The 19,228-nt window shown below is 67.9% G+C and carries 19 protein-coding genes; 8 read left to right on the top strand and 11 right to left on the bottom strand.

Annotated features, from left to right (window positions below):
* Window positions 1-36: 36 nt before the first annotated feature.
* From rpoZ to ABDJ40_RS08365, 4 genes are all read right to left on the bottom strand, one after another.
* Window positions 37-240 (bottom strand): DNA-directed RNA polymerase subunit omega, encoded by a 204-nt coding sequence (gene rpoZ / locus ABDJ40_RS08380; RefSeq protein WP_183102758.1) that lies wholly within the window; start codon window positions 238-240, stop codon window positions 37-39.
* Between the two features lie 64 nt (window positions 241-304).
* Window positions 305-925 carry a guanylate kinase gene (gene gmk, locus ABDJ40_RS08375; protein ID WP_347608709.1) on the bottom strand — a complete coding sequence of 207 codons (621 nt, stop codon included), beginning with the start codon at window positions 923-925 and terminating at the stop codon, window positions 305-307.
* Between the two features lie 300 nt (window positions 926-1,225).
* A complete protein-coding gene (locus tag ABDJ40_RS08370; RefSeq protein WP_347608707.1) occupies window positions 1,226-2,272 on the bottom strand; it encodes a porin in 1,047 nt (348 codons plus the stop codon).
* A gap of 154 nt (window positions 2,273-2,426) precedes the next feature.
* Complete coding sequence (locus tag ABDJ40_RS08365; RefSeq protein ID WP_347608705.1) at window positions 2,427-3,863, bottom strand: amidase family protein; 1,437 nt, start codon at window positions 3,861-3,863, stop codon at window positions 2,427-2,429.
* Window positions 3,864-4,233: 370 nt separating this feature from the next.
* Between ABDJ40_RS08365 and ABDJ40_RS08360 the strand changes: the two genes are divergently transcribed.
* From ABDJ40_RS08360 to ABDJ40_RS08325, 8 genes are all read left to right on the top strand, one after another.
* Entirely contained in the window at window positions 4,234-5,109 is an 876-nt protein-coding gene (locus tag ABDJ40_RS08360; protein ID WP_269630512.1) for a branched-chain amino acid ABC transporter permease, read from the top strand.
* 5 nt (window positions 5,110-5,114) lie between these two features.
* Complete coding sequence (locus tag ABDJ40_RS08355) at window positions 5,115-6,266, top strand: branched-chain amino acid ABC transporter permease (RefSeq protein ID WP_347608703.1); 1,152 nt, start codon at window positions 5,115-5,117, stop codon at window positions 6,264-6,266.
* Window positions 6,263-7,000: an ATP-binding cassette domain-containing protein gene (locus ABDJ40_RS08350; RefSeq protein ID WP_347608701.1), complete on the top strand. Its 738-nt coding sequence runs from the start codon at window positions 6,263-6,265 to the stop codon at window positions 6,998-7,000. The genes ABDJ40_RS08355 and ABDJ40_RS08350 overlap by 4 nt, the downstream gene beginning before the upstream one ends.
* Entirely contained in the window at window positions 6,993-7,679 is a 687-nt protein-coding gene (locus ABDJ40_RS08345) for an ABC transporter ATP-binding protein (protein ID WP_347608699.1), read from the top strand. The genes ABDJ40_RS08350 and ABDJ40_RS08345 overlap by 8 nt, the downstream gene beginning before the upstream one ends.
* Window positions 7,680-7,728: 49 nt before the next feature.
* Window positions 7,729-8,913 (top strand): ABC transporter substrate-binding protein, encoded by a 1,185-nt coding sequence (locus ABDJ40_RS08340; RefSeq protein ID WP_347608697.1) that lies wholly within the window; start codon window positions 7,729-7,731, stop codon window positions 8,911-8,913.
* On the top strand, window positions 8,913-10,325 hold the full coding sequence (locus ABDJ40_RS08335) for an amidase family protein (protein ID WP_347608695.1): 1,413 nt from the start codon (window positions 8,913-8,915) through the stop codon (window positions 10,323-10,325). Before ABDJ40_RS08340 ends, ABDJ40_RS08335 begins: the two co-directional genes overlap by 1 nt.
* The gene (locus tag ABDJ40_RS08330; RefSeq protein WP_347608691.1) at window positions 10,322-10,867 is read left to right on the top strand and encodes an amino acid synthesis family protein; all 546 of its coding nucleotides are present in this window, start codon (window positions 10,322-10,324) and stop codon (window positions 10,865-10,867) included. Before ABDJ40_RS08335 ends, ABDJ40_RS08330 begins: the two co-directional genes overlap by 4 nt.
* 125 nt (window positions 10,868-10,992) lie before the next feature.
* Window positions 10,993-11,781, top strand: coding sequence for a FadR/GntR family transcriptional regulator (locus ABDJ40_RS08325; protein WP_269629530.1), 789 nt, complete (start codon window positions 10,993-10,995; stop codon window positions 11,779-11,781).
* 329 nt (window positions 11,782-12,110) lie between these two features.
* On the opposite strand, the gene ABDJ40_RS08320 is transcribed toward ABDJ40_RS08325, so the two are convergent.
* The 7 genes from ABDJ40_RS08320 to ABDJ40_RS08290 all read right to left on the bottom strand — a co-directional run bounded on the left by ABDJ40_RS08320 (window position 12,111) and on the right by ABDJ40_RS08290 (window position 19,222).
* Entirely contained in the window at window positions 12,111-13,313 is a 1,203-nt protein-coding gene (locus ABDJ40_RS08320) for an acyl-CoA dehydrogenase family protein (protein WP_347608689.1), read from the bottom strand.
* Window positions 13,314-13,328: 15 nt separating this feature from the next.
* Entirely contained in the window at window positions 13,329-13,967 is a 639-nt protein-coding gene (locus ABDJ40_RS08315; protein WP_347608687.1) for an acyl-homoserine-lactone synthase, read from the bottom strand.
* 613 nt (window positions 13,968-14,580) lie between these two features.
* Window positions 14,581-15,309 (bottom strand): LuxR family transcriptional regulator, encoded by a 729-nt coding sequence (locus ABDJ40_RS08310; protein ID WP_347608685.1) that lies wholly within the window; start codon window positions 15,307-15,309, stop codon window positions 14,581-14,583.
* A 200-nt stretch (window positions 15,310-15,509) separates the two neighbouring features.
* Window positions 15,510-16,478, bottom strand: coding sequence for a hypothetical protein (locus ABDJ40_RS08305; protein ID WP_347608683.1), 969 nt, complete (start codon window positions 16,476-16,478; stop codon window positions 15,510-15,512).
* Window positions 16,475-17,515 (bottom strand): beta-ketoacyl-[acyl-carrier-protein] synthase family protein, encoded by a 1,041-nt coding sequence (locus tag ABDJ40_RS08300; protein WP_347608681.1) that lies wholly within the window; start codon window positions 17,513-17,515, stop codon window positions 16,475-16,477. Before ABDJ40_RS08300 ends, ABDJ40_RS08305 begins: the two co-directional genes overlap by 4 nt.
* A 43-nt stretch (window positions 17,516-17,558) precedes the next feature.
* Window positions 17,559-18,086, bottom strand: a complete 528-nt coding sequence (locus ABDJ40_RS08295; RefSeq protein WP_347608679.1) for a GNAT family N-acetyltransferase — start codon at window positions 18,084-18,086, stop codon at window positions 17,559-17,561.
* Window positions 18,083-19,222, bottom strand: a complete 1,140-nt coding sequence (locus ABDJ40_RS08290; protein ID WP_347608677.1) for an acyl-CoA dehydrogenase family protein — start codon at window positions 19,220-19,222, stop codon at window positions 18,083-18,085. Before ABDJ40_RS08290 ends, ABDJ40_RS08295 begins: the two co-directional genes overlap by 4 nt.
* Window positions 19,223-19,228 lie beyond the last annotated feature (6 nt).

The raw sequence follows: 19,228 nt of genomic DNA, 5'->3' as shown, positions 1-19,228 counted from the left end.
GCCCGTTGGGGCGCCTTCATTTGGCGGGGCCAGGTCTCAGACCGGCACCTTGCGCAGCATCTCGATGCCCACTTCGCCAGCGGCGATCTCGCGCAGGGCGGTCACGCCCGGCTTGTTCTTGCTCTCGATCTTGGCACTGTGGCCCTGGCTCAGCATGCGAGCGCGGTAGGTGGCCGCAAGCACCAGCTGGAAGCGGTTGGGGATCTTGGTCAGGCAATCTTCGACGGTGATGCGGGCCATGGGCGGTTTCCAGTACTGTTGTTCAGGGAGGTCTCGAGCCGTGGTGTCGGGATGAAACCAGGGCTCAGGGCAGGTCCAGTGCCTTGAAGACGGCGGACTTGCTGCGACGCTGAGAGGCGTATTTTAACCGCTGCGCGTGCACGATGGCCTTCAAGTCGAAAAGTGCGGTCTCGAAGACGGCATTCACCACGACAAAATCGAACTTGTGGGCCTGTGCCACCTCGACGCGTGCATTGGCCATGCGCCGTTCGATGACCTCCTCGGCGGTGTCGCCCCGGCGGGTCAGGCGCTGGCGCAGTTCCTCCCAGCTGGGCGGCAGGATGAAGACCAGCACGGCATAGGGAAAGAGCTGCTTGATCTGCAGGGCGCCCTGGAAATCGATCTCCAGGACCACGTCCTCGCCCTGCTTCATCCGTTCCTCGATGGCGGCGCGCGAGGTGCCGTAGAGGTTGCCATGCACCTCGGCCCACTCGAAGAACTCGCCGCGCTCGACTTTGGCCCGGAACTCATCCGGGCTGATGAACCAGTACTCGCGGCCATGCTGTTCCTGGCCGCGAGGTCCCCGCGAGGTGTGAGAAATCGAGACCGCCAGTTTGGCGTCCAGTTCCAGCAGGGCCTTGACGAGGCTGGACTTGCCGGCGCCGCTCGGCGCGGCGACCACGATGAGATTGCCAGGGTATTCCATCCGCGGATTGTCGCTCAGCCGCTGCCCCTGGCCGAACTCGACCCTGCCTGCACTTGCGATGGCGCCGCCGCAGGGCCTTGCCGGCCCCTGTGCGCCTCCCCGGAGCCTGAGGCCTGCCCGCCGGGACGCAGGCGGGCGCCGGCCTGTGAGGTACGCGGGCCAAGGGCGAGCCGCCAGACAGGCGGCGCGGAACCCGGCCTCGCATGGGGAGGAGCGACGGAGGCCTGCCCAGAAGCAGCCCCCGGCAAGCAGCCCCTGGCAAGCAGTGGCGTACCGAGTTGCCGGGGGGGCGCCTCTGCCTCAGAAGCTGTGCCGCATGCCGACGGCGACGCTGTTGCCGTCGTGCAGGCCGTCAATTTTGTCGTTCATGTAGACGGCGTAGACATCCGTTCGCTTGGACAAGGAATGGTCGTAGCCCAGGCTCAGGGTCTTGTGCGTGTTGCCCGTCCACAGCGGGATGATGCCGGCGAAGGTGCCCGTACGGACCTTGGAGTGGCCCCAGGCGGCGAGGATCTTTCCGCTGCCATTGACGGGCACCTCGGCGCTGATGTCATAGAGGCGCAGCTTGCTGCCGTAGGACTCGTCGTCGATCTGTCCGTACTGGGCATAGAGCTTGACCGCCCTGAAATCGTAGGAGGCGCCCAGGTTGAAGGTCTTCTCGCGCTGGCCGTTGGTCGGGGCGGCGGCGTCCGTCCCCACGGCCTGGTAGGCCACGGTGGCGCTGAAGGGATCGCCGAAGTACTGCAGCGTGGCGGCATAGCTGGCCTTGCCGACACCTTCACCCAACGCGCCCTGCAGGTTCACGCGAAAGCCGGACATCACGGGGCTGATGTAGCTGACCGCGTTGCGCCAGGAGGTGTCGTTCTGCAGGCGCGCGGTCTTGCTGATGGGGATGTCGCGGCCGTCGAGGAAATAGTGCAGCAGCGTGGGCGAAAAGCCGAAGGAGTCCCCGAAGCTGTTGAACAGCAGCAGGGACACGAACATCTGGCTGGTATTGCGACCCACGCGCAGCTGCCCGAAGCTGCCGCTCAGGCCGGCATAGGCGTTCTTGGCAAACATCGCGTCGCCCGCAAAGCGCCCGGCCGCGCCGGTGTCCATGCCAACGAAGCTCTCCAGGGCGAACTGCGCCTTGAGGCCGCCGCCCAGGTCTTCCGTGCCGCTGAGCCCCCAGTAGCTGGTGCTCATGTCTCCCGAACTGACCGCCTTGATCCGGTTTGCGCCCGCCAACTGATAGGCACCCGCGCCCGCATTGAGCACGCCATACAGCTTGACCGTGTTCTGTGCGAATGCCGAATTTATGCTGACAAATGAAACTGATGCGGCCAGAAGGCCATGGGTCCATTTCATGATGATTTCCTTGGTTGATATGCCGAGATCCCCCACCCGTTCGACTGCGCCAGTGGGTGCTTGTGGATGATATTTATGATCACAAATACAATCATGGGGAAAACCCGAGCAATGATGCGAAAAGAGCACAGTGGAGCCAGACGCTCCACGCGGCTCAGGCGGTGTCCCGATGTCGCTGGGTGCTGGCCGGCTGGCTGGTCTTCACGCTGAAGGGGTGCTCGGCCACGCCTGCATGACCCGTGGCCTGCTGGAAGGCGTGGCTGGCCTTGAGTACCGTGCTGTCGTCGTATTGCCGGCCCACCAGTTGCAGGCCGATGGGCAGGCCGTTGTCCGCAGGGCCGGCGTAAAGGCTGGCGGCTGGCAGCCCGAGCTGGTTGCACCAGGGGGTGTAGACCGGGTAGGGAGGGTTCAGCTGGAGGTCCTCGCCAAGCGCGGGTGGCAGCGTGGGGTGGACCGGGCACATCACCAGGTCGTAGCGTGTGAAGAACTCGTTGACTTCGCGGCCGGCGTCTCCGCGGCGCGCCAGGGCGTCCAGGATGCAGTGCGGTGGCAGCTGGCGGCCGGCCTCGACCAACGCCTTCAAGGAGGCGTCCAGGGTGTGGGCGGCATCCCCCAGGGAGTCCGCCAGCCGGGCTGCGAAGGCGCTCCACAGCACGCCGTGGATCTGCAGGCATTGCAGCACGGCGGGCGGATCCGCCAGCTCCACATGGGCTCCCATCGACTCGAGGATGCGGGCGCTGCGTTTGAGCGCGGCCTGGATCTCGGGGGCGGCCTGCCTGTCCAGCCCCAGCGAGGGGCTCAGGGCCACGCGCAGGTGGTGCAGCGGGGTCCGCAGGGCGGCTCGGTAGTCGGTGGGGTCGTAGGGCAGCGCGTACCAGTCGCGCGGGTCGGGGCGCGAGATGATGTTCATCAGGGAGGCTGCATCCTCGACGGTCCTGGCCATCGGGCCGACATGGCTCAGCAGGGCAAAGGCGCCCCGCGGATGGTGTGGCACACGCCCGAAGCTCGGCTTGAAGCCATAGATGCCGCTGAAGGCCGCGGGGATGCGGATGGATCCGCCGCCATCGGTGCCCAGGGCCAGTGGGCCCAGGCCGGCCGCCACCGCTGCCGCTGCGCCGCCGCTGGATCCGCCCGGCGTGTGCGCCAGGTTCCACGGGTTGCGGGTGGTGCCGTTGAGCGGGCTGTCGGTGGTGATCTTGTGGGCGAAGTCCGGCAGGGTCGTCTTGCCGAAGATCACGGCGCCGGCATCGCGCAGGCGTCGTACGGCCGGGCTGTCCGGCAGCTGCATGCGCTCGGGGCTGACGGCAAGGGAGCCGAAGCGGGTCGGCATGTCATCCGTGCCGAGGTTGTCCTTGATGGATACGGGAATGCCGTCCAGCGTGCTGAGGGCCTTGCCTGCGCGCCATCGCGCCTCTGAAGCGCGGGCCTGCAGCAGCGCGCTTTCCCGGTTCATGAAACAGAAGGCGTTGAGTTCCTTCGCCAATGCCTCATGCCGGGCAAGCAGGGCCTGGACGACCTCGACGGGCGACAGTGTCCGGGTGGCGAAGTGGCCGACCAGCTCGGTGGCGCTCATGTGGTGCAACGGTGACATGGTCATTCCTTTGATGAATCATGGTAATAAATAGGATTGATGAGGGCGACATGCCTCGATGCGGCCTCTGCCCTCTATTCTTGGTGGCCTCTGCGTGAAGGCCCATGTTTTGTGGGGTCCCAGCGGTATGACAGGTGTCATAAAGGGTAAGCACCTATCGGCCTTCTGAAGCCGTCCTGTCTATTATGATCATAAATTATCAAAGGAGCCAAAATGAAAAGAGTACCGGAGAAGGGGTCGGGAAGCCGCGTTGACGCTGGCGGAATCGGCCATGACGCCGTGCGCAGCCCTATGTCAGGCCCGGGTGACCGGTGCCTGGCGCACGCAATGCCCTCGAGGACCCGCGGGGAGGTGTGCGATGAGTGAGGGTGTGGTGCTGCTGCTCAATGTCCTGAGCCAGGTCTGCGTGCTGGCCCTTGTTGCACTGGGGCTGGCCATCGTTTTCGGCATGATGGACATCGTCAATCTGGCTCACGGTGACTTCGTCACCCTCGGGGCCTTCACGCTCGCGGCCCTGCAGCACGCAGGGGGCGCCGAGGCCTACTGGCTGGCCCTCGTGGTGGCGCCGCTGGTGGGTGCGGCCGCCGGCTGGCTGCTGGAAGCCACCGTCATCCGCCTCCTGTATCACCGAACCCTGGACACCCTGCTGGCCACCTACGCGGTCAGCCTGATCGTCCAGAAGCTGCTGGAGCTGGGCTTCGGCAAGCATCCCCAGCTGGTCCAGACGCCCATCGGCGGCTCCCTCACCCTGCTGGGGGCGGAGTACCCGGCCTACCGGATCTTTGTCATCGCCACGAGCCTCGTGGTAATTGCCTTGAGTGCCCTGGTCTTCACGGGAACCCGCTACGGCATCCGCCTGCGTGCGGTGATCCAGAACCCTGCCATGGCCGAAGGCCTGGGCATCAACACCCGAAAGATGAATCGCTCCGCCTTCGCGCTGGGCGCTGCGCTGGCGGCCTTTGCAGGCGTGCTAGTGGCGCCGCTCGTGTCCGTGGAGAGTCACCTGGGGCTCAGCTACCTCAGCAAGGCCTTCTTCGTGATCGTGGTCGGGGGCATCGGCTCCGTGCTGGGGGCGGTGACGGGCAGTGCCCTGATCGGCAGCGTCGAGACGCTGCTGAACTACCGCGTCGATCCCTCGCTGGCTTCGGCGCTGGTGCTGATCATGGCCATCGCGCTGATCCGCATCCGGCCTCAAGGCCTGGTGCCGGGCTTCAGCGCGGCACACCAACTGCTGGGCAAGGGGTGAGCGCCATGCGTCATCGTTTCCATGCAATGGCCACGCTCCTGCGCCAGCCCCGGGTCACCCCTGCCGAGAAGCGCAGCCTGCTGGTTGGAGCGCTGCTGGCGCTGGCTCTGGCCGGCATTCCCTGGCTTCTCTCCCCCTATGCGACCACCGCCTTGCGGGACGCTCTCATCCTGGCCATCTTCGCGGTGAGCTACGACCTGCTTTGGGGCAAGGCCATGGTCCTCACCCTGGGGCATGCCGTCTTCTTCGGCATCGGGGCCTATGGGGTCGCCATTGCCACGACGCAGCTGGAGTGGAACTGGCTGCAGGGCGTCAGCCTGGGCATGGGCGCTGCCGTGCTGCTGGCGGCCTCGGTGGGCTACCTGCTGCTGTATGCCGGGGTGCGGCTGCACTTCTTCGCCATCATCACCATGGCGGTGCTGCTGATCACCCGACAGCTGGCGACCAGCTGGCAGTCGGTGACTGGCGGCGATGTCGGCATCCTGGGCATTCCCGGCATCCGGATCGAGCTTCCCGGCTGGACGCTGGAGCTGTCTGACGAGCGTGCGTCCTATCTGCTGGCGCTGGTCTGCCTGGCGCTCGTCCTGCTGCTCGTGTGGAGCCTGGTCCGGACCCGCTATGGCCTGGTGCTGGCGGCCATCGGCATGAACGAATTCAGGGCCAAGCACTGTGGCTTCGACACCTCCTGGCATCTGGTGTTCGTGTTCACGCTGTCGGCAGCCCTGGCTGCCTTCAGCGGGGCGCTGTATGCCGGGACCGCGGGGGTGGTGGCACCCGATCTGTTTTCCATCCTGATGTCCACCGAGGTCATTCTGTGGGTGGCCGTCGGTGGCCGGGGGACCTTGATCGGACCCGTCATCGCCGCGGTCTTCTTCACGCGGGTCCAGCAGGAGGTCAGCAGCTTCAGTACCGATCTATGGCCGCTGATCCTGGGCGTGCTGTTCCTGGTGTCCGTGCTGGCGTTGCCGCAAGGCTTTGTCGGCCTGCTGAAGGCGCGGCGCAATGCCAGGGCCCGGGAGGAGCACAACCAGACAGCCCATCAGGCAGTCCAACAGACAGCCCAACAGGAGTCCTCCCACCCGGCGGCCTCCCAGCCGGCGGCGCCGCCGGACGCCGCCGTCCAGGACAAGGTCGCCAGCGCAGGAGTCGAACGATGAACGCCGCCCCCCTCATGCAGGCACAGAGTGTCAACGTGGCCTTTGGTGGCATCCACGCGGTCAAGGAGGTCGCGCTGGACATCGCACCGGCGGAGCTTCTGTGCGTGATCGGCCCCAACGGCGCCGGGAAGAGTACCTTGCTGGGGCTGCTGTCCGGCACCCTGCGGCCGAACTCGGGGCGTCTCCTGGTCGATGGCAAGGACCTGACCCGCCGGCCCCCTCACGAGTTCGCGAGGCGCGGCGTGATCCGGAAATTCCAGGGAACCAATGTCTTCCAGTGGCTCAGCGTGCGAGACAACCTCATCGTGGCAGGCCAGGGGGTGGCTGCCGATCGCCCGGCGTCGGCTCCAGAGCTCCAGGACATCCTCTTCCTGACGGGCCTTCGCCATCGGGCCGACGAGCTGGCCGAATGCCTGCCCCATGGCGAGCGCCAGTGGCTGGAGATCGGCATGGCGCTCATGTGCCAGCCCCGTCTCCTGTTGCTGGACGAGCCTGCGGCCGGCATGAGCGTCGAGGGAACCCGCCGCATGGCGGACATGCTGCGGCGCATGGCTCGGGAGATTGCGGTGGTGGTGATCGAGCACGACATGGGCTTCGTCCGCCAGCTCAACTGCCGCACCCTGGTCATGCATCAGGGTGAGGTCATCCGCGAAGGGAGCTTCGCCGACATCGAGCAGGACGAACAGATCCGCCGCATCTACCTGGGTCGAGGCAAGGAGGACCACCATGCTTGAGGTGCGTGATCTGTGCGCCGGCTACGGCGGGGCGCAGGTGCTGGACCGGGTCCAGTTCCATCTTCTCAAGGGCGAGGTGCTGGGCATTCTCGGCCGCAACGGTGCCGGCAAATCGACCCTGGTCAAGGCCGTCATGGGCATGCTGCCCCAGACCAGCGGCAGCATCGAGTTCCGCAGCCAGCAGTTGCTGGGTCTGCCCACCTATCGCATCGGGCGCGCAGGCGTCAGTCTGGTGCCGCAAGGGCGCTGGATCTTCCCCCGTCTGAGCGTTCTGCAGAACCTGCAAGCCGCCTGCCCCGTGGGGACGGAACCGCCCGACATCATCTTCAGCTACTTCCCCGTGCTGAAGCAGCGACTGCGGCAGATGGGCGGCACCATGTCCGGGGGCGAGCAGCAGATGCTGGCCATCGCGCGGGCCATGTGCGCCAGGCCCAAGGTGCTGCTGCTGGACGAGCCCTCCGATGGGGTCCAGCCCAATATCGTCCAGATGCTGGGTGAGCTCATCCCCAGCCTGTGCAAGGAGCTGGAGATCTCGGCCGTGCTGGTCGAGCAGAACCTGGACCTGGTCATGAACGCGGCACAGCGCTGGCTGGTGCTGGAGCGCGGCCGCATCGTCCACGAAGGCCGGCTCAACAGTCTCGGCGAGCTCGAGACGCTCGAGAAGCTCCTGGGTGTCTAGGCCACGCCGGAGCAATCCCACTCATCTCATGCAAGGAAAGGATCCCCTCATGATCAATGCAGACATCCATCGCCGTACCCTGCTGCGCGGCGCACTTGCGGGCCTGGCTTGCGGCGGGGCTCCGGCCATCGTCAGAGCGGCCGAGCCCCTGCGCATCGGTCTGCTGGCCCCGTTCAGCGGGCCTCTGGCGCGTGTCGCGGAGACCAACCGGAACTGCCTGAAGCTGGCGGTCGACGAGATCAATGCGGCCGGCGGCCTGATGGGGCAGCCGCTGAAGATCATCGCCGAGGACACCCAGATGTCCGCCAAGGTCGCCCTGGACAAGGCACGCAAGCTGCTGATCGGCGATGGCGTAGCCATGATCACCGGCATGGTCCTGCCCTTCGAGCGCGAGGCGGCCCTGCAGGTGGCCGGGCGGGTCCAGCGCCTGGTGATCTTTCCCAACTTCGACGAAGGCCGCTGCCATCCGCTGCTGCTGACCACAGGGCTGGCCAGCAACCAGCGCGTCGACCCCCTGATCGACTGGGCGGCCAAGGAGGGCAGCAAGACCTTCTTCGCCTTGGTGTCCGACATCGGCAGCAACCGCAGCGTGCTGATGCCGCAGATCCAGGCCGCGGTGGAGGCCAGCGGCGGCAAGCTGATCGGCACCCGCTACTTCCCCTTTGGCACCCGGGACTACGGGCCTGTACTCCAGCAGATCCAGAGCCTGGCGCCCGATGTGGTCTGGCACAGCATCGGCGACGATCCCGTCAGCTTCGTCAAGCAGTACCACAGCTTCGGCATGAAGCCGCAGCTGGTCACGGACATCACCCATGAGTCGCTGGCCATGGCTACGGAGGGGGCGTCCGCGGGTACGGTCGGGGTGTCGCCCTATTTCATGGGCGTCCCCACTCCCGAGAATCAGCACTTCCTTGACGCCTACACGCGGCAGTTCGCGGACTCCACGCCGCTGCGGGTCGGTGGGCATGTCGTGATGCTGCCGCACGGCGAGAGCACCTACACGGGGGCCAAGCTGTTCGCCGCGGCCGTGGCCAAGACGGGGCGTGCGGATGCCTCGTCGGTCAAGGCGGCGGTGAGCGGTGTCGTGATCAACGCGCCGCGGGGGCGCGTGGTGCTGGGCCCGGGCGGCTCGCACCTCAATGGCGTGGCCCTGGTCGCGCGTGCGAGGGCGGATGGCACCTTCCAGCTGCTGGATACCACCCCCACGGTTCCTGTTCACTGCCTGGCGGGATGATGAACGAACTGCTTGAAATGTCGGCCAGCGAGTTGGTCCTGGCCTATCGCGGCAAGGCGCTGTCGCCCGTGGAGCTGATGCGCGCTGTGCTGGAGCAGGTGCACAGCCTGGATCCGCTAATCAATGCCTTCCGGGTCATCGACGAGGAAGGCGCCCTGCAGGACGCCGCGGCTTCCGAACGGCGCTGGCTGCAAGGCACGCCCTGCGGACCGCTGGACGGCGTGCCCGTCTCGGTCAAGGACATGGTGGCCACCCGCGGCATGTCCACCCTGTTCGGCTCCTGCACCTTGCCTCCGGGGCATCTGGCCGAGCACGACGCGCCCTGCATCGAGTTGCTGCGCCGGGCGGGAGCGGTGATCTTCGGCAAGACCACCACCACCGAGTTCGGCAACAAGATCGTCAGCGACAGCCCCCTGACTGGTGTGACGCGCAATCCCTGGAACCCGACGCGGAGCGCCGGGGGCAGCAGCAGCGGGGCCGGGGCGGCGCTGGCCGCGCGCATGGGGCCGCTGGCCGTGGGCACCGACGGCGGGGGCTCCATTCGCGTGCCCGCCGCCTGGAACGGAGTCTGTGGCCTCAAGCCCTCCTTCAAGAGGGTGCCGACCATGGAACCCCACAACGTCGGTGAGCTGTCCAATGTCGGCCCCATGGCGCGCACCGTGCAAGACCTGGCCCTCATGCTCACGGCCATGGCCCGGCCCTGGCCGGCCGACTGGCAGTCCTTCGGCGGCCCGGTGGAGGACTTCTGCCGCGGGCTCCAGCGGGGCGTGGAGGGCCTTCGCGTGGCCTTCAGCGCGACCCTGGGCATCACCGACGTCGATCCCCAAATCACCGCGGCCGCCTGCAGCGCGGCGCGCCTGCTGGAACAACTCGGTGCCCGCGTGAGCTGGCTGGAGGCGGTGGAGCCCCTGCAGGGCTATATGAAGAGCGAGATGCACACGATCCTGTGGATGGCGCGTTCAGAGCAACTGGTGCGCCACACACCGGAGCCGCTGCGCCAGCTGATGGATCCCGAGATCCTGGAACTGGCGGACTGCGGAAGGCGTCTGAGTGCCGTCCGGCTTATGGATGCCCTGCAGGCGCGCATGGAGCTGGCCAGTGCCATGCATGCCTTCTTTGCGCGCTATGACGTGCTGGTCTGCCCCAGCTTCCATCGCCTGCCGCCGCCCAATCCCGGCCTGCCGCCGGACATGCGCATGGCGCCGCCCCTGACCTCCTGGTGCAACCAGACCCAGCAGCCGGCAGCCAGCGTGCCCTGCGGACTGAGCCGGGAGGGGCTGCCCATCGGCCTGCAGGTCATCGGGCCGCGCTTTCACGATGGACTGGTCTTGCGTGTATGCCGGGGCTATGAACAGGCCCGCGGTGCATTTCCGGCACCCCCCATGGTGCTGGCCGAGGAGGCGTCGACATGAGGATTCGCAAATTCTTCAGCCAGGTGGAAGAGATCCAGGAGGAGCAGGGGCATCGCGTCGGTCGGCCGGTGCGTCGCGTGGTCACGGCGGCCGTGCTGGAGAACGAATTCGCCGGTCGCTGGCAGGAAGACCTGTCGGCACTCTACGGGCTGGGCCGCGACCTCGGCCAGCAGTTGACGGCCTCCGCGCTGCAGCTGCTGGGCGGCGAGCGCGCCATGGTGGAGGCCTATGGCAAGGGGGCCATTGTGGGAACGTCCGGTGAAGTGGAGCATGCCGCAGCGCTGCTGCATCCGCTGTTCGGCAAGGCCGTGCGGGCGCGGCTGATGCAGGCCCTGTCCGTGATGCCCTCGACCGTGAAGCGCGCAGCAGCGGGCTGCGTCCTCGACGTGCCCGTCCACAACATCCTGGACCCCTGGAGTTTTGACCACTTCGATGCCGTCAGCTTTTCCATCGCTGACGCACCCCTGCCACGGGAGATCGTGGTCGCCCTGGTGCTGTCGGAGGGTGGGCGGCCGCTGGCCCGCATCCAGCCGCAGACCTAGCGGACGCAGGCTGTGCCACGCCCTGGTGCCCGGTGGGCCTACGGTATCATCGCTCGCAGCCAGAACAGCCGGGAGCGGCGGTGACGAAGAAACAGGTTGCGCAGCGCGGCCTCAAAAGAGGGGACTTGGTCGTTGAGGAAATCAAGCGCTGGATCACCGGCCGGAACTTGAACCCGGGCGAGAAGCTTCCCAAGGAAGCCGAGCTGCAGGAGATGTTCGGCGTGAGCCGGGGCACCATGCGTGAAGCCCTGAAGGCGCTGGAGGTCCAGGGTCTGATCCGGCTCAGCACCGGGCCGGCCGGCGGCGCTACCATCGAGCGCGTCACCCTGGATCGGACCTTCCAGTTCCTGCAGAACTACCTCTTCTTCCAGGACATCACCATCGGGGACATCTACGCCCTGCGCCGCATGCTCGAGCCCGAGATGGCTGCGCTGGCCGTGCCGCATCTCAGCGATGCTGATCTCGAAGCCCTGGAGCGCAGCATCGAGATCTCCAACCCGAGCCAGGACAACACCCATCCGGCGGCCATGCAGCGCGTCGAGGACCTGCACTTCCACGACATCCTGGCCGAGGCCTGCCCCAATCCCTTTCTGCGCTTCCAGTGCAGGCTGATCAATCGCATGCTGGAGACCATGGTGGTGTCCTCTCTGCATGCCACGCAGGATGAACACCAGCGTCTGGGCGAGGCGGCCTGGCGGGCTCACCGCAAGATCCTCGCCGCCGTGCGCAAGGCGGATGCCGACCAGGTCCGCAAGCTGATGCTGGCGCATATCGTTGAGAACCAGCGGCATCTGGACCTCCTGCAGGCCGGCCTGCGCAGCCGCCTGGTGCTCGATTCGGAACTGCGTCTGGGGGCCGGCTTGCCGACGGCGGCGGATACCTCGCTGCTGCTGCGCCGGCAGGCCAAGAGCTGAGTTGCTGCAGGCCGAGGGTAGGCCGAGGGCAGGCCGCTCGCCCGGCCTTGTTGGCAGCCTCGGCGTGGCCCAAGGCCTCGAAGGGCATGACCCAAGGCCTCACTCGACGCTGGGCTGCTGCGGCTGGACGCGCCTGGATGATTCGTCCCGCTTGAGCTGTCTGCTTGAGCGGTCTACTTAAGCGGCCTGCGCGGGCAGGCCACTCATCCGGGTTGTTTGTGAGATCCCTTCATGCAGCCGTCCGGTCCGCTTGCCTTTGCAGCCTTCGGGTCTGGCTTGCTCGTGCGGCTTGACGCCCCGTCCGGACCCTCAGGCAGGGCGCCTCATGCTCAGGCCAGCATGCCGTCCTCGACGCTCTGGCGCTGCTGCAATCGCGCGACCATCAGGCGCTGCATGTCGCCGGTGCCCTCCAGGATGTCGTAGGCCTTGGCGTCGCGGTAGAAGCGCTCGAACACGGGGTGCTCGTGCAGGCCTTCGAGCCCCACGGTCTGCAGCACGGTCTCCGCGATCTCCATGGCGATGCGCGAGGCATAGGCCTTGGCCATGGACGAATCCTTGGACACCGGCAGGCCCTGCTCATGGCGCCATGCCGCCTTGTGGCACAGGAGGCGCGCCGCGCTGATCTTGCCGCTGATGCTGCTGAGCATGGCTGCCACCTGCTGCTGCCCCCAGTGGGCGGACTGCGGTCTGGCGGCTTCCAGATAGCTCACGAGCTCGTCGCGCACCCGAGCGCAGCTGCCGACGATCACCGAGGACAGCACCGGCCGGAAATAGTCCCAGGAACTCTGCGCGCCGGAGAAGGCGTCATGCAGCCGGCTTTCGTCCCCGCGCTGCAGCAGGCTCTCGTGCGGCACCAGGCAGTCGGCGTAGGACAGCACGGCCAGCTGGCTGCCTCGCAGCCCCAGCATCTTCTCCAGGCGCACGACCTGGAAGCCGGGCGTCCGGCGGTCGACGGCAAAGGCCCGCACGCCGAAGCGACCCCGACCCTTGTCCAGGGTGGCGAAGGTGACCACGAAGTCGGCTCGCGCCCCATTGGTGATGAAGCACTTGGTGCCGTTCAGCACATAGCCCTCGCTGCAGGCCCGGGCGCTGGTGCGCAGGGCCGTGGCGTCGGAACCGATGTCCGGCTCCGTGATGGCGAAGCCTCCCCAGACGGGCACATCGCTCTGGAATCGGCTGAACAGCTCGCGCTGCTGCTCCTGCGAGGCCAGCGCCAGCAAGGGCGGCGTGGACAGGCCGGGCCCGGGCAGGGCCAGCGCCAGCGCCGGGTCGGCGTGGCCCAGCTGCTCCATCAGCAGTACGCGCTGCATGAGGGGCCACAGCCCCTCGTCGCCACCATGCTCGGGGGGCACGAGGTTGAGGTTCAAGGCCCGCACGGAGACCTGCTTCCAGAATCCGGATGGGATGTCGCCCGTTTCATCGACGGCGGCGGCGTGCTGCCGCATGGCGCTGCAGAGGTCCTGCATGGACAGGCCCATGGCATGCAGCCGCTGCTGCAGCTGGTCGAGTTGCAAGTCGGTACTCAGGTTCATGGAGAGGGTCCTTTCTCAGGCGGGCAGGGCAAGGGCGGGCAGGGCCCGCGACGAGTGGGCTTGGAGGCACAGTCGAGCCGTCAGGCGGGTGCGCTGGCGTACGCGGGCCAGCGCGTCCTCGCTGAGCCTGAGGCGCAGGGCGATGACGGGCGAGCCGCCCAGCAGGCGCATGGGACCGCAGCGCTCGTAGCGCCATCCCATGCCCATGACGACGCGGCGTGCGTGGTCCTCGCTCATCACGGCCAGCATCTGCTGGATGCCATGGTCCAGGCCGTACTCGAGGCAGGCTGTGACCAGCTCGGCGACCGTCTGGCCGCGCTCGAGCAGGCCCAGCTCGGGGTCCGTGCCCAGTCGCGTGACCTCCCAGATCTGTGGGGAACGCGGCGCCGGATAGGGCGCCAGCAGATCGGGCCAGAGCTTCTCGATCATGTAGGGCGCCATCGTGGGTAGCAGGCGCAGCAGCCCCGCGATGCGGCCATTGGCTGCGCGGCTGACCAGGTGGACGGCGCCTGGCGTGTCGAACTGGTCGCGCTCCTGTTGCTGCTGGCAGGGCAATTCCCAGCCGGCATGCTGGACGAAGACACGGTAGCGGAAGTGGTAGAGCTCCTGCGCCACGGGCGAATCGGCGGGCAGGGATGGATGGACTTCGATCATGGAGGGCTCCTCCCGTTGGCATGCGTGGGATGCTAGAAACATCGACCTCGGCCAGGCACCTACCCAGTCAGAGAGCTTGAACGCAGGCCATGCCCGGCGCGCCTGGGCGCCAGCGTGCGACAGGCATGGCGACGCACGCACGAAGCTGTCTGAGTGAAGGGATTTGCAAGGCGATTGCAAGGCGATTGCAAGGCGATTGCAAGGGCCAGCGGCTAGGCATCGGGTGACGCATCGAGGCCATCGACGGTGGCCGACGGCAGCAAGCGCGGCAGCGACGCACGCTTCGCTCGACGGCGCCCCTGCGAGGCATGGCGCAGCGTCACGTCAGCGGGCCCTCAGGGCCTTGGCGGTGCGGGAGCTGCGCTCATCGACAGGGGTTCAATGCCCCGGTCTTTGCTGGGGTCGAAGGCGTTGCCGGCAAGACCTGACCCCAGGCGCCATGGCGGGGTGCGCAAGCCTGCCCCGGTGGCTGCGGACGCCGTCGGAGCCCTGCAGCCAGGCGGGCAGTGATTGGCGCGGGCGGGCAAGGCGGCAGGCGTCTGCACCTGGCAGGAGGGCCCGCGTTGCCGCACGGTCGTCCGGCGCTGCGCGCTGCACAGCGCTGATGATGGGCTCAGGGCAGGTGGATCAGGCCCAGGCTGGCCGCGCGGACCGCTGCAGTCACCCGGCTGGCGGTATCGAACTTGCGCATGGCATTCTTCAGATGGAAGTTGACCGTGTGCTCGGACACCGCCATCAGCTGCCCGATGTCCCAGGACGACTTGCCCTGGGCCACCCACGTCAGGCACTCGCTTTCCCGCGGCGTCAGGCCGACGGGCCGGTCCCGGGCCTGCAGCCCGCCCAGCGCCGCATAGCGGGCATGGAAGATGACGGCCAGCATGTGGGCCTGGGTCCTCAGCTGGTCCGCGTCGAGCGCGGCCGCGGACGCTGCCCGCCGGGTGGCCAGCGTCGTCAGGTAGATCCGTCCCCAGGGTTCATGGATGGGCACGGCCATGCCCTCGCGCAGCCCGGCGGCGAAGGCTTCCTGCAGGACCGCCTCTTCGCGGCTGCCCTGGACGGCCAGGTCGCTCCACTGAAAGGGCTTGGCCGTGCCGCGCGCATGGCGGATGACGGGATCCTTGCTGAAATAGTCGCGATCCCGGTAGCGGTCCACCCAGGGGGACGGATAGTTCTGCGCCAGGATGCGATGCTCGCCCGCCGGCGAGGCGCCGGAGCCACCCTTGGCCTCCCAGCAGGAGAAGGAATAGTGCTCGAAGTCGAGGCGGCGGACCGCCCGTTCGAACGATGCCAGGAGCTCGGGAAGGGTGTCAGCCCGGCCGGCGTCCTCGATGAATTCGCGCATCAGAAACTCCCACAACACCTCGAGCGGGCGGGTCGTACTTCCGACGATTCCCGTACGCGCTCGCAAGCCCTCCGGTGAGTAGCGCATCGATGGTCTTCGGGGCGCAGTCTGGCCGCGCCGACACATCGAGAAGCAAACGCTTCGTGCAGCGTGCTAGCTCACGGCCGTGAGGCTAGCACTTCATGTCACTCGTTCATGGGTCAACCCTCGTGAAAGGATTGACAGTTGCCAAGCGCCATGGTCGCAAATGAACCGTTGTTGCCTGACATGAAGAAGAGCAGGTTCTCCCGGGCGTCCAGGGCATGCCGGTTCCATAGGTCCAGCAGATTGATGACCACGTCGCAGCACATGACGTGGCCATGCTCGGCGATATTCGCCGTGAATACCCAGTCCACCGGCATGTGCAGGCTGGCCGCCAGCCGCTCGAACACGTGCCGGTCCAGGTTGACGGGCAGCAGGTGGCGGAAGTCCTCCAGCGCCAGCTGGCTGGCCTGAGCCGTGCGGCTGATCAGGCGATGGGCGACCAGGCCGTAGAGCGCCCGGTACTCGTGGGTCCTGGCCTGCGGCCGCCGGAAGCCGCCGTGATGCCGGCCGTCCACATGCCCCGCAAAGGCCAGCGGCCTGTTGAAGGGATGGTGGCGGGACAGCAGCAGGGCGCAGGCGCCGTCGCTCTCGAAGGAAAAGGCGCCGACTTCGCGGTAGCGCTCGCCGCAGGCCCGGTCCGCACTGACCAGCAGCACCCGCTTGAGCTGCGGCTCGGCCATGAAGAGGCTGCGCATGACGCGCAGGGCGGCCAGGAGGCCGGCGCAGTTCTGGCCGGTCAGGGCGAAGCTGCGGGCCTGCCGCAGGCCGAAGGTGGCGGCCAGCCGGGCCGGCAGGCTTGAGGGCGGGGCCGGCATGCTGCTGGGCAGTGAGTGCACAAAGATCAGCAGGTCCACCGAGGCCGGATCGATCGCGTGCTGCTCGAAGAGCGTGTCCAGGGCACGGGAGGCCAGCTGCTCTACCGTGGCCTCGCCGGCATGGTGGAAGTAGCGCATGCCGTTGTCATGCAGGAGCCGCAGCGTCTCGTCGGGGACGTCATGAGCCCGTGCCCAGTCTTCCACCGAGACACGTGGTGGCAGGTAGTGGCTGGCAGCCTCGATGCCGAAGGGGGTACGCGGCGCGCTCATCGTTGCTCCTCCATCTCGGCCTGCGCCGGCCTGAGCAGGCAGCAGGCGGCTTCACCCTGCAGCCCGACGCCCCACAGCAGGCCCATCTGCCCCCGCTGCGCCGTGCCGGCATGCCGCAGCTCGTGCAGATTGGCCAGGGCCTCGGCCGAAGCCAGGTGGCCGCGGCGCTCCCCGTGCGGGCGCAGGCGCAGGTGCTCCAGCCCGGCATCCCTCAGCACCTGGGCGCACAGGGTGGCATCCAGGGTGGGCTGGGCGACGAAGGCCAGGTCGGCCGGGGCCACGCCCTCGGCCTCCAGCAGGCTGCGGATGGCTCGCGGTGCCTGCTCGCTCATCAGCCGCAGCATGGCTGGCACGGTGCTGTCGAAGGGCGAAGGGGCATCGGGCGCATTGACGTGGTGGATCTCGCCGAGCTGCCAGCCCTGGCCGCCGGCCCGCTCGATCAGCACGGCCGCCGCGCCGTCCTCGAAGACAGCTGCCTGCCCGAAGCTGCGCACGAAGGGGTGGATCCATTTCTCCGAGGCCACGATGAGGGCGCGCTGCAGGCCGGGCTCCTCCTGCAGCAGGGCCGTGGCCAGACGCAGGGCCATCAGCGCACTGCACAGGTTCTGCGAGAGGCAGAACACCAGTGGCGTCGTGAGGCCCAGCTCGTACTGCAGGCGTCCGCCGATGGCATCGGCGATGTCCTCGTTGGAGGTGCTGTGGCAGTAGATGAGGATATCGATGGTCCTGTTCTTGCCGTGCCAGGTCTTGCCCAGCTCCGCGACCACGGCGCGTGCGGCGACCAGGGCCAGGTCCGAGGCGCTGACGCCGGGCTCGGCCATGTGCAGCAGCACGGGGGCCGGGGTGTACATCGCTTCCACATGGGGGAAGGGCGGGTCGCCCCAGCGACCGAAGGGCAGGTTGTACTCGCTGCCCGGTTCCGTCAGGTACAGGCTGCTGGGGGTCCGCTGCTGCGCCCGCAGGCCGTGGAACCAGGATCGGGTATGGGGCAGGCAGAGGCTGCTGCCTGTCACGGTGCATCGCCACAACTCACTCATCACAACTCCTTCGAATGCACGAGAAACCCACGCTGGCGAATCTCTAGGACTGTCGGTAAAACCATTGGGGCAGCAGCTCCAGGTGCACACGGCCCAGGAGACGCCCGCCCAGCCGGTGGCATGCCTGCTGCACGCCATAGATCTGGAAGCCCACGGCTTGCAGGAGACGCAGGGAGCGTTCATTGCTTTCCACGACCCAGGCATTGACGGCGCATCGGCCGAGCTGGTCGAAGCCCTCATGCAGCAGGGCCCGGCTCGCGTCCGCCGTGATGCCCGGGTAGGCGGAGCGCCCGCGGTCCCGGACCACCCAGAAATGGGCGGTGCCGAAGGGGTGCTGCACCTCGCTGAGCACCACGAGGCCCAGGGGGGCGTCGGTCCCCTGTTCACCGAAGACCCTCATGCAGTACTGCGGGCTGCGGGCCATCATGGTCAGCGCGACCGTGCTGACCTGCTGGCGGCCCAGGCCGAAGTCGAACCAGCCATGGACGTCCGGGTCCGCCATCCAGCCATGCACCCGGTCCAGGTCCTCCGGCCCGGGGCTGCGCATGAAGAAGCGCGCGGGGGCGTTCACACCAGGACCCTGCGGTTGCCGCCCGCCTCGCCGCGGGCCTCCTCGAAGGCCGCCTCTTCGTGGGCGCTGGCCTGTGCCAGTTCCATCAGCATGAGACCCAGCACCCGCGCATCCTGGAAGCGGCGGGCCGGCGGGAAGCCCTCGACGTAGCCATGGCCGCCACAGACCTGCACGGCATGCCGGTGGATCTCCAGGCTCGCGCCCATCACCTGCCGGGCCATCGCGGCAAAGTGCCCCGCTGGCAGGCGGTCGGGCCGGGCGAGGCGGGTCGCGACGTCCCAGACCTGCAGGCGCAGGGCGTCCGTGGCGATGGCCATGTCCGCCAGCTTCAGGGCGACGGCCTGGTGGTGGATGATGGGGCGCTGGAAGGCGACCCGCGTCTGTGCGTAGCTGAAGGCGAAGGCGGTGGCGGCGCGGGCGGCGCCGGCCAGGAGCCCCGCCAGCCACAGCCCCTGCCAGACCAGGATGGACTGGCAGGCGCCGGCCGGCAGCGTGGCGCTGAAGCCGGTGCCGTGGATCTCGCCGGCCGGCGGCAGGCGGACCAGGCGCAGCCCCTCGCTCACCTGCGCCTCGGCGCCGGGCAGCACCAGATCGCGCAGGGCCACTTCGTCCAGCCAGCGAAGACGCCAGCGCCTGTCCTCATCCGGCGCCAGCACCAGCAGGCCCGCGGCTTGTCGCGGCAGCAGGGCAAAGGTGGGCTTGGGCGACGGGGCCGCCACGGCCAGCGGCAGGGCCCGCAGGCCGGCGAGCAGGGCTTCGCTGTCCTGGGGCAGCAGGCGGCACAGCCATTCATGGTCGCGGCTGATGGCCAGGGCAGGCAGTGAGACGGTCAGCTCGGCCGCCAGTCCCAGGGGGCCGCTGGCGAGCTCCTCGAGCAGCAGGCACAGCTCGAAGGGCTGGATGCCCAGGCCGCCCTGGCCTTCGGACATCATCGCGCTGGCCAGGCCCAGCTGCTGCGCGGTCTGCCGGGCCTCCTGACGACGCGCCTCGGTGGCCGCCTCGTTGAGCAGCGGCTGCAGGCGTTCGCGGGCGAAGCGCCGCACCGGTTCCAGCATCTGGCGCTGGTCCTCGCTGATGCAGAGGGAGAAGGGCCCGGCAGCCTGGGACGCCGCCAGGGGTTCGGTGTGAATCGACATGTCAGC

Source organism: Roseateles flavus (genome assembly GCF_039872765.1).
Taxonomy (GTDB): Bacteria; Pseudomonadota; Gammaproteobacteria; order Burkholderiales; family Burkholderiaceae_C; genus Roseateles_B; species Roseateles_B flavus.
This window is presented reverse-complemented; position numbering and strand designations above follow the sequence as displayed.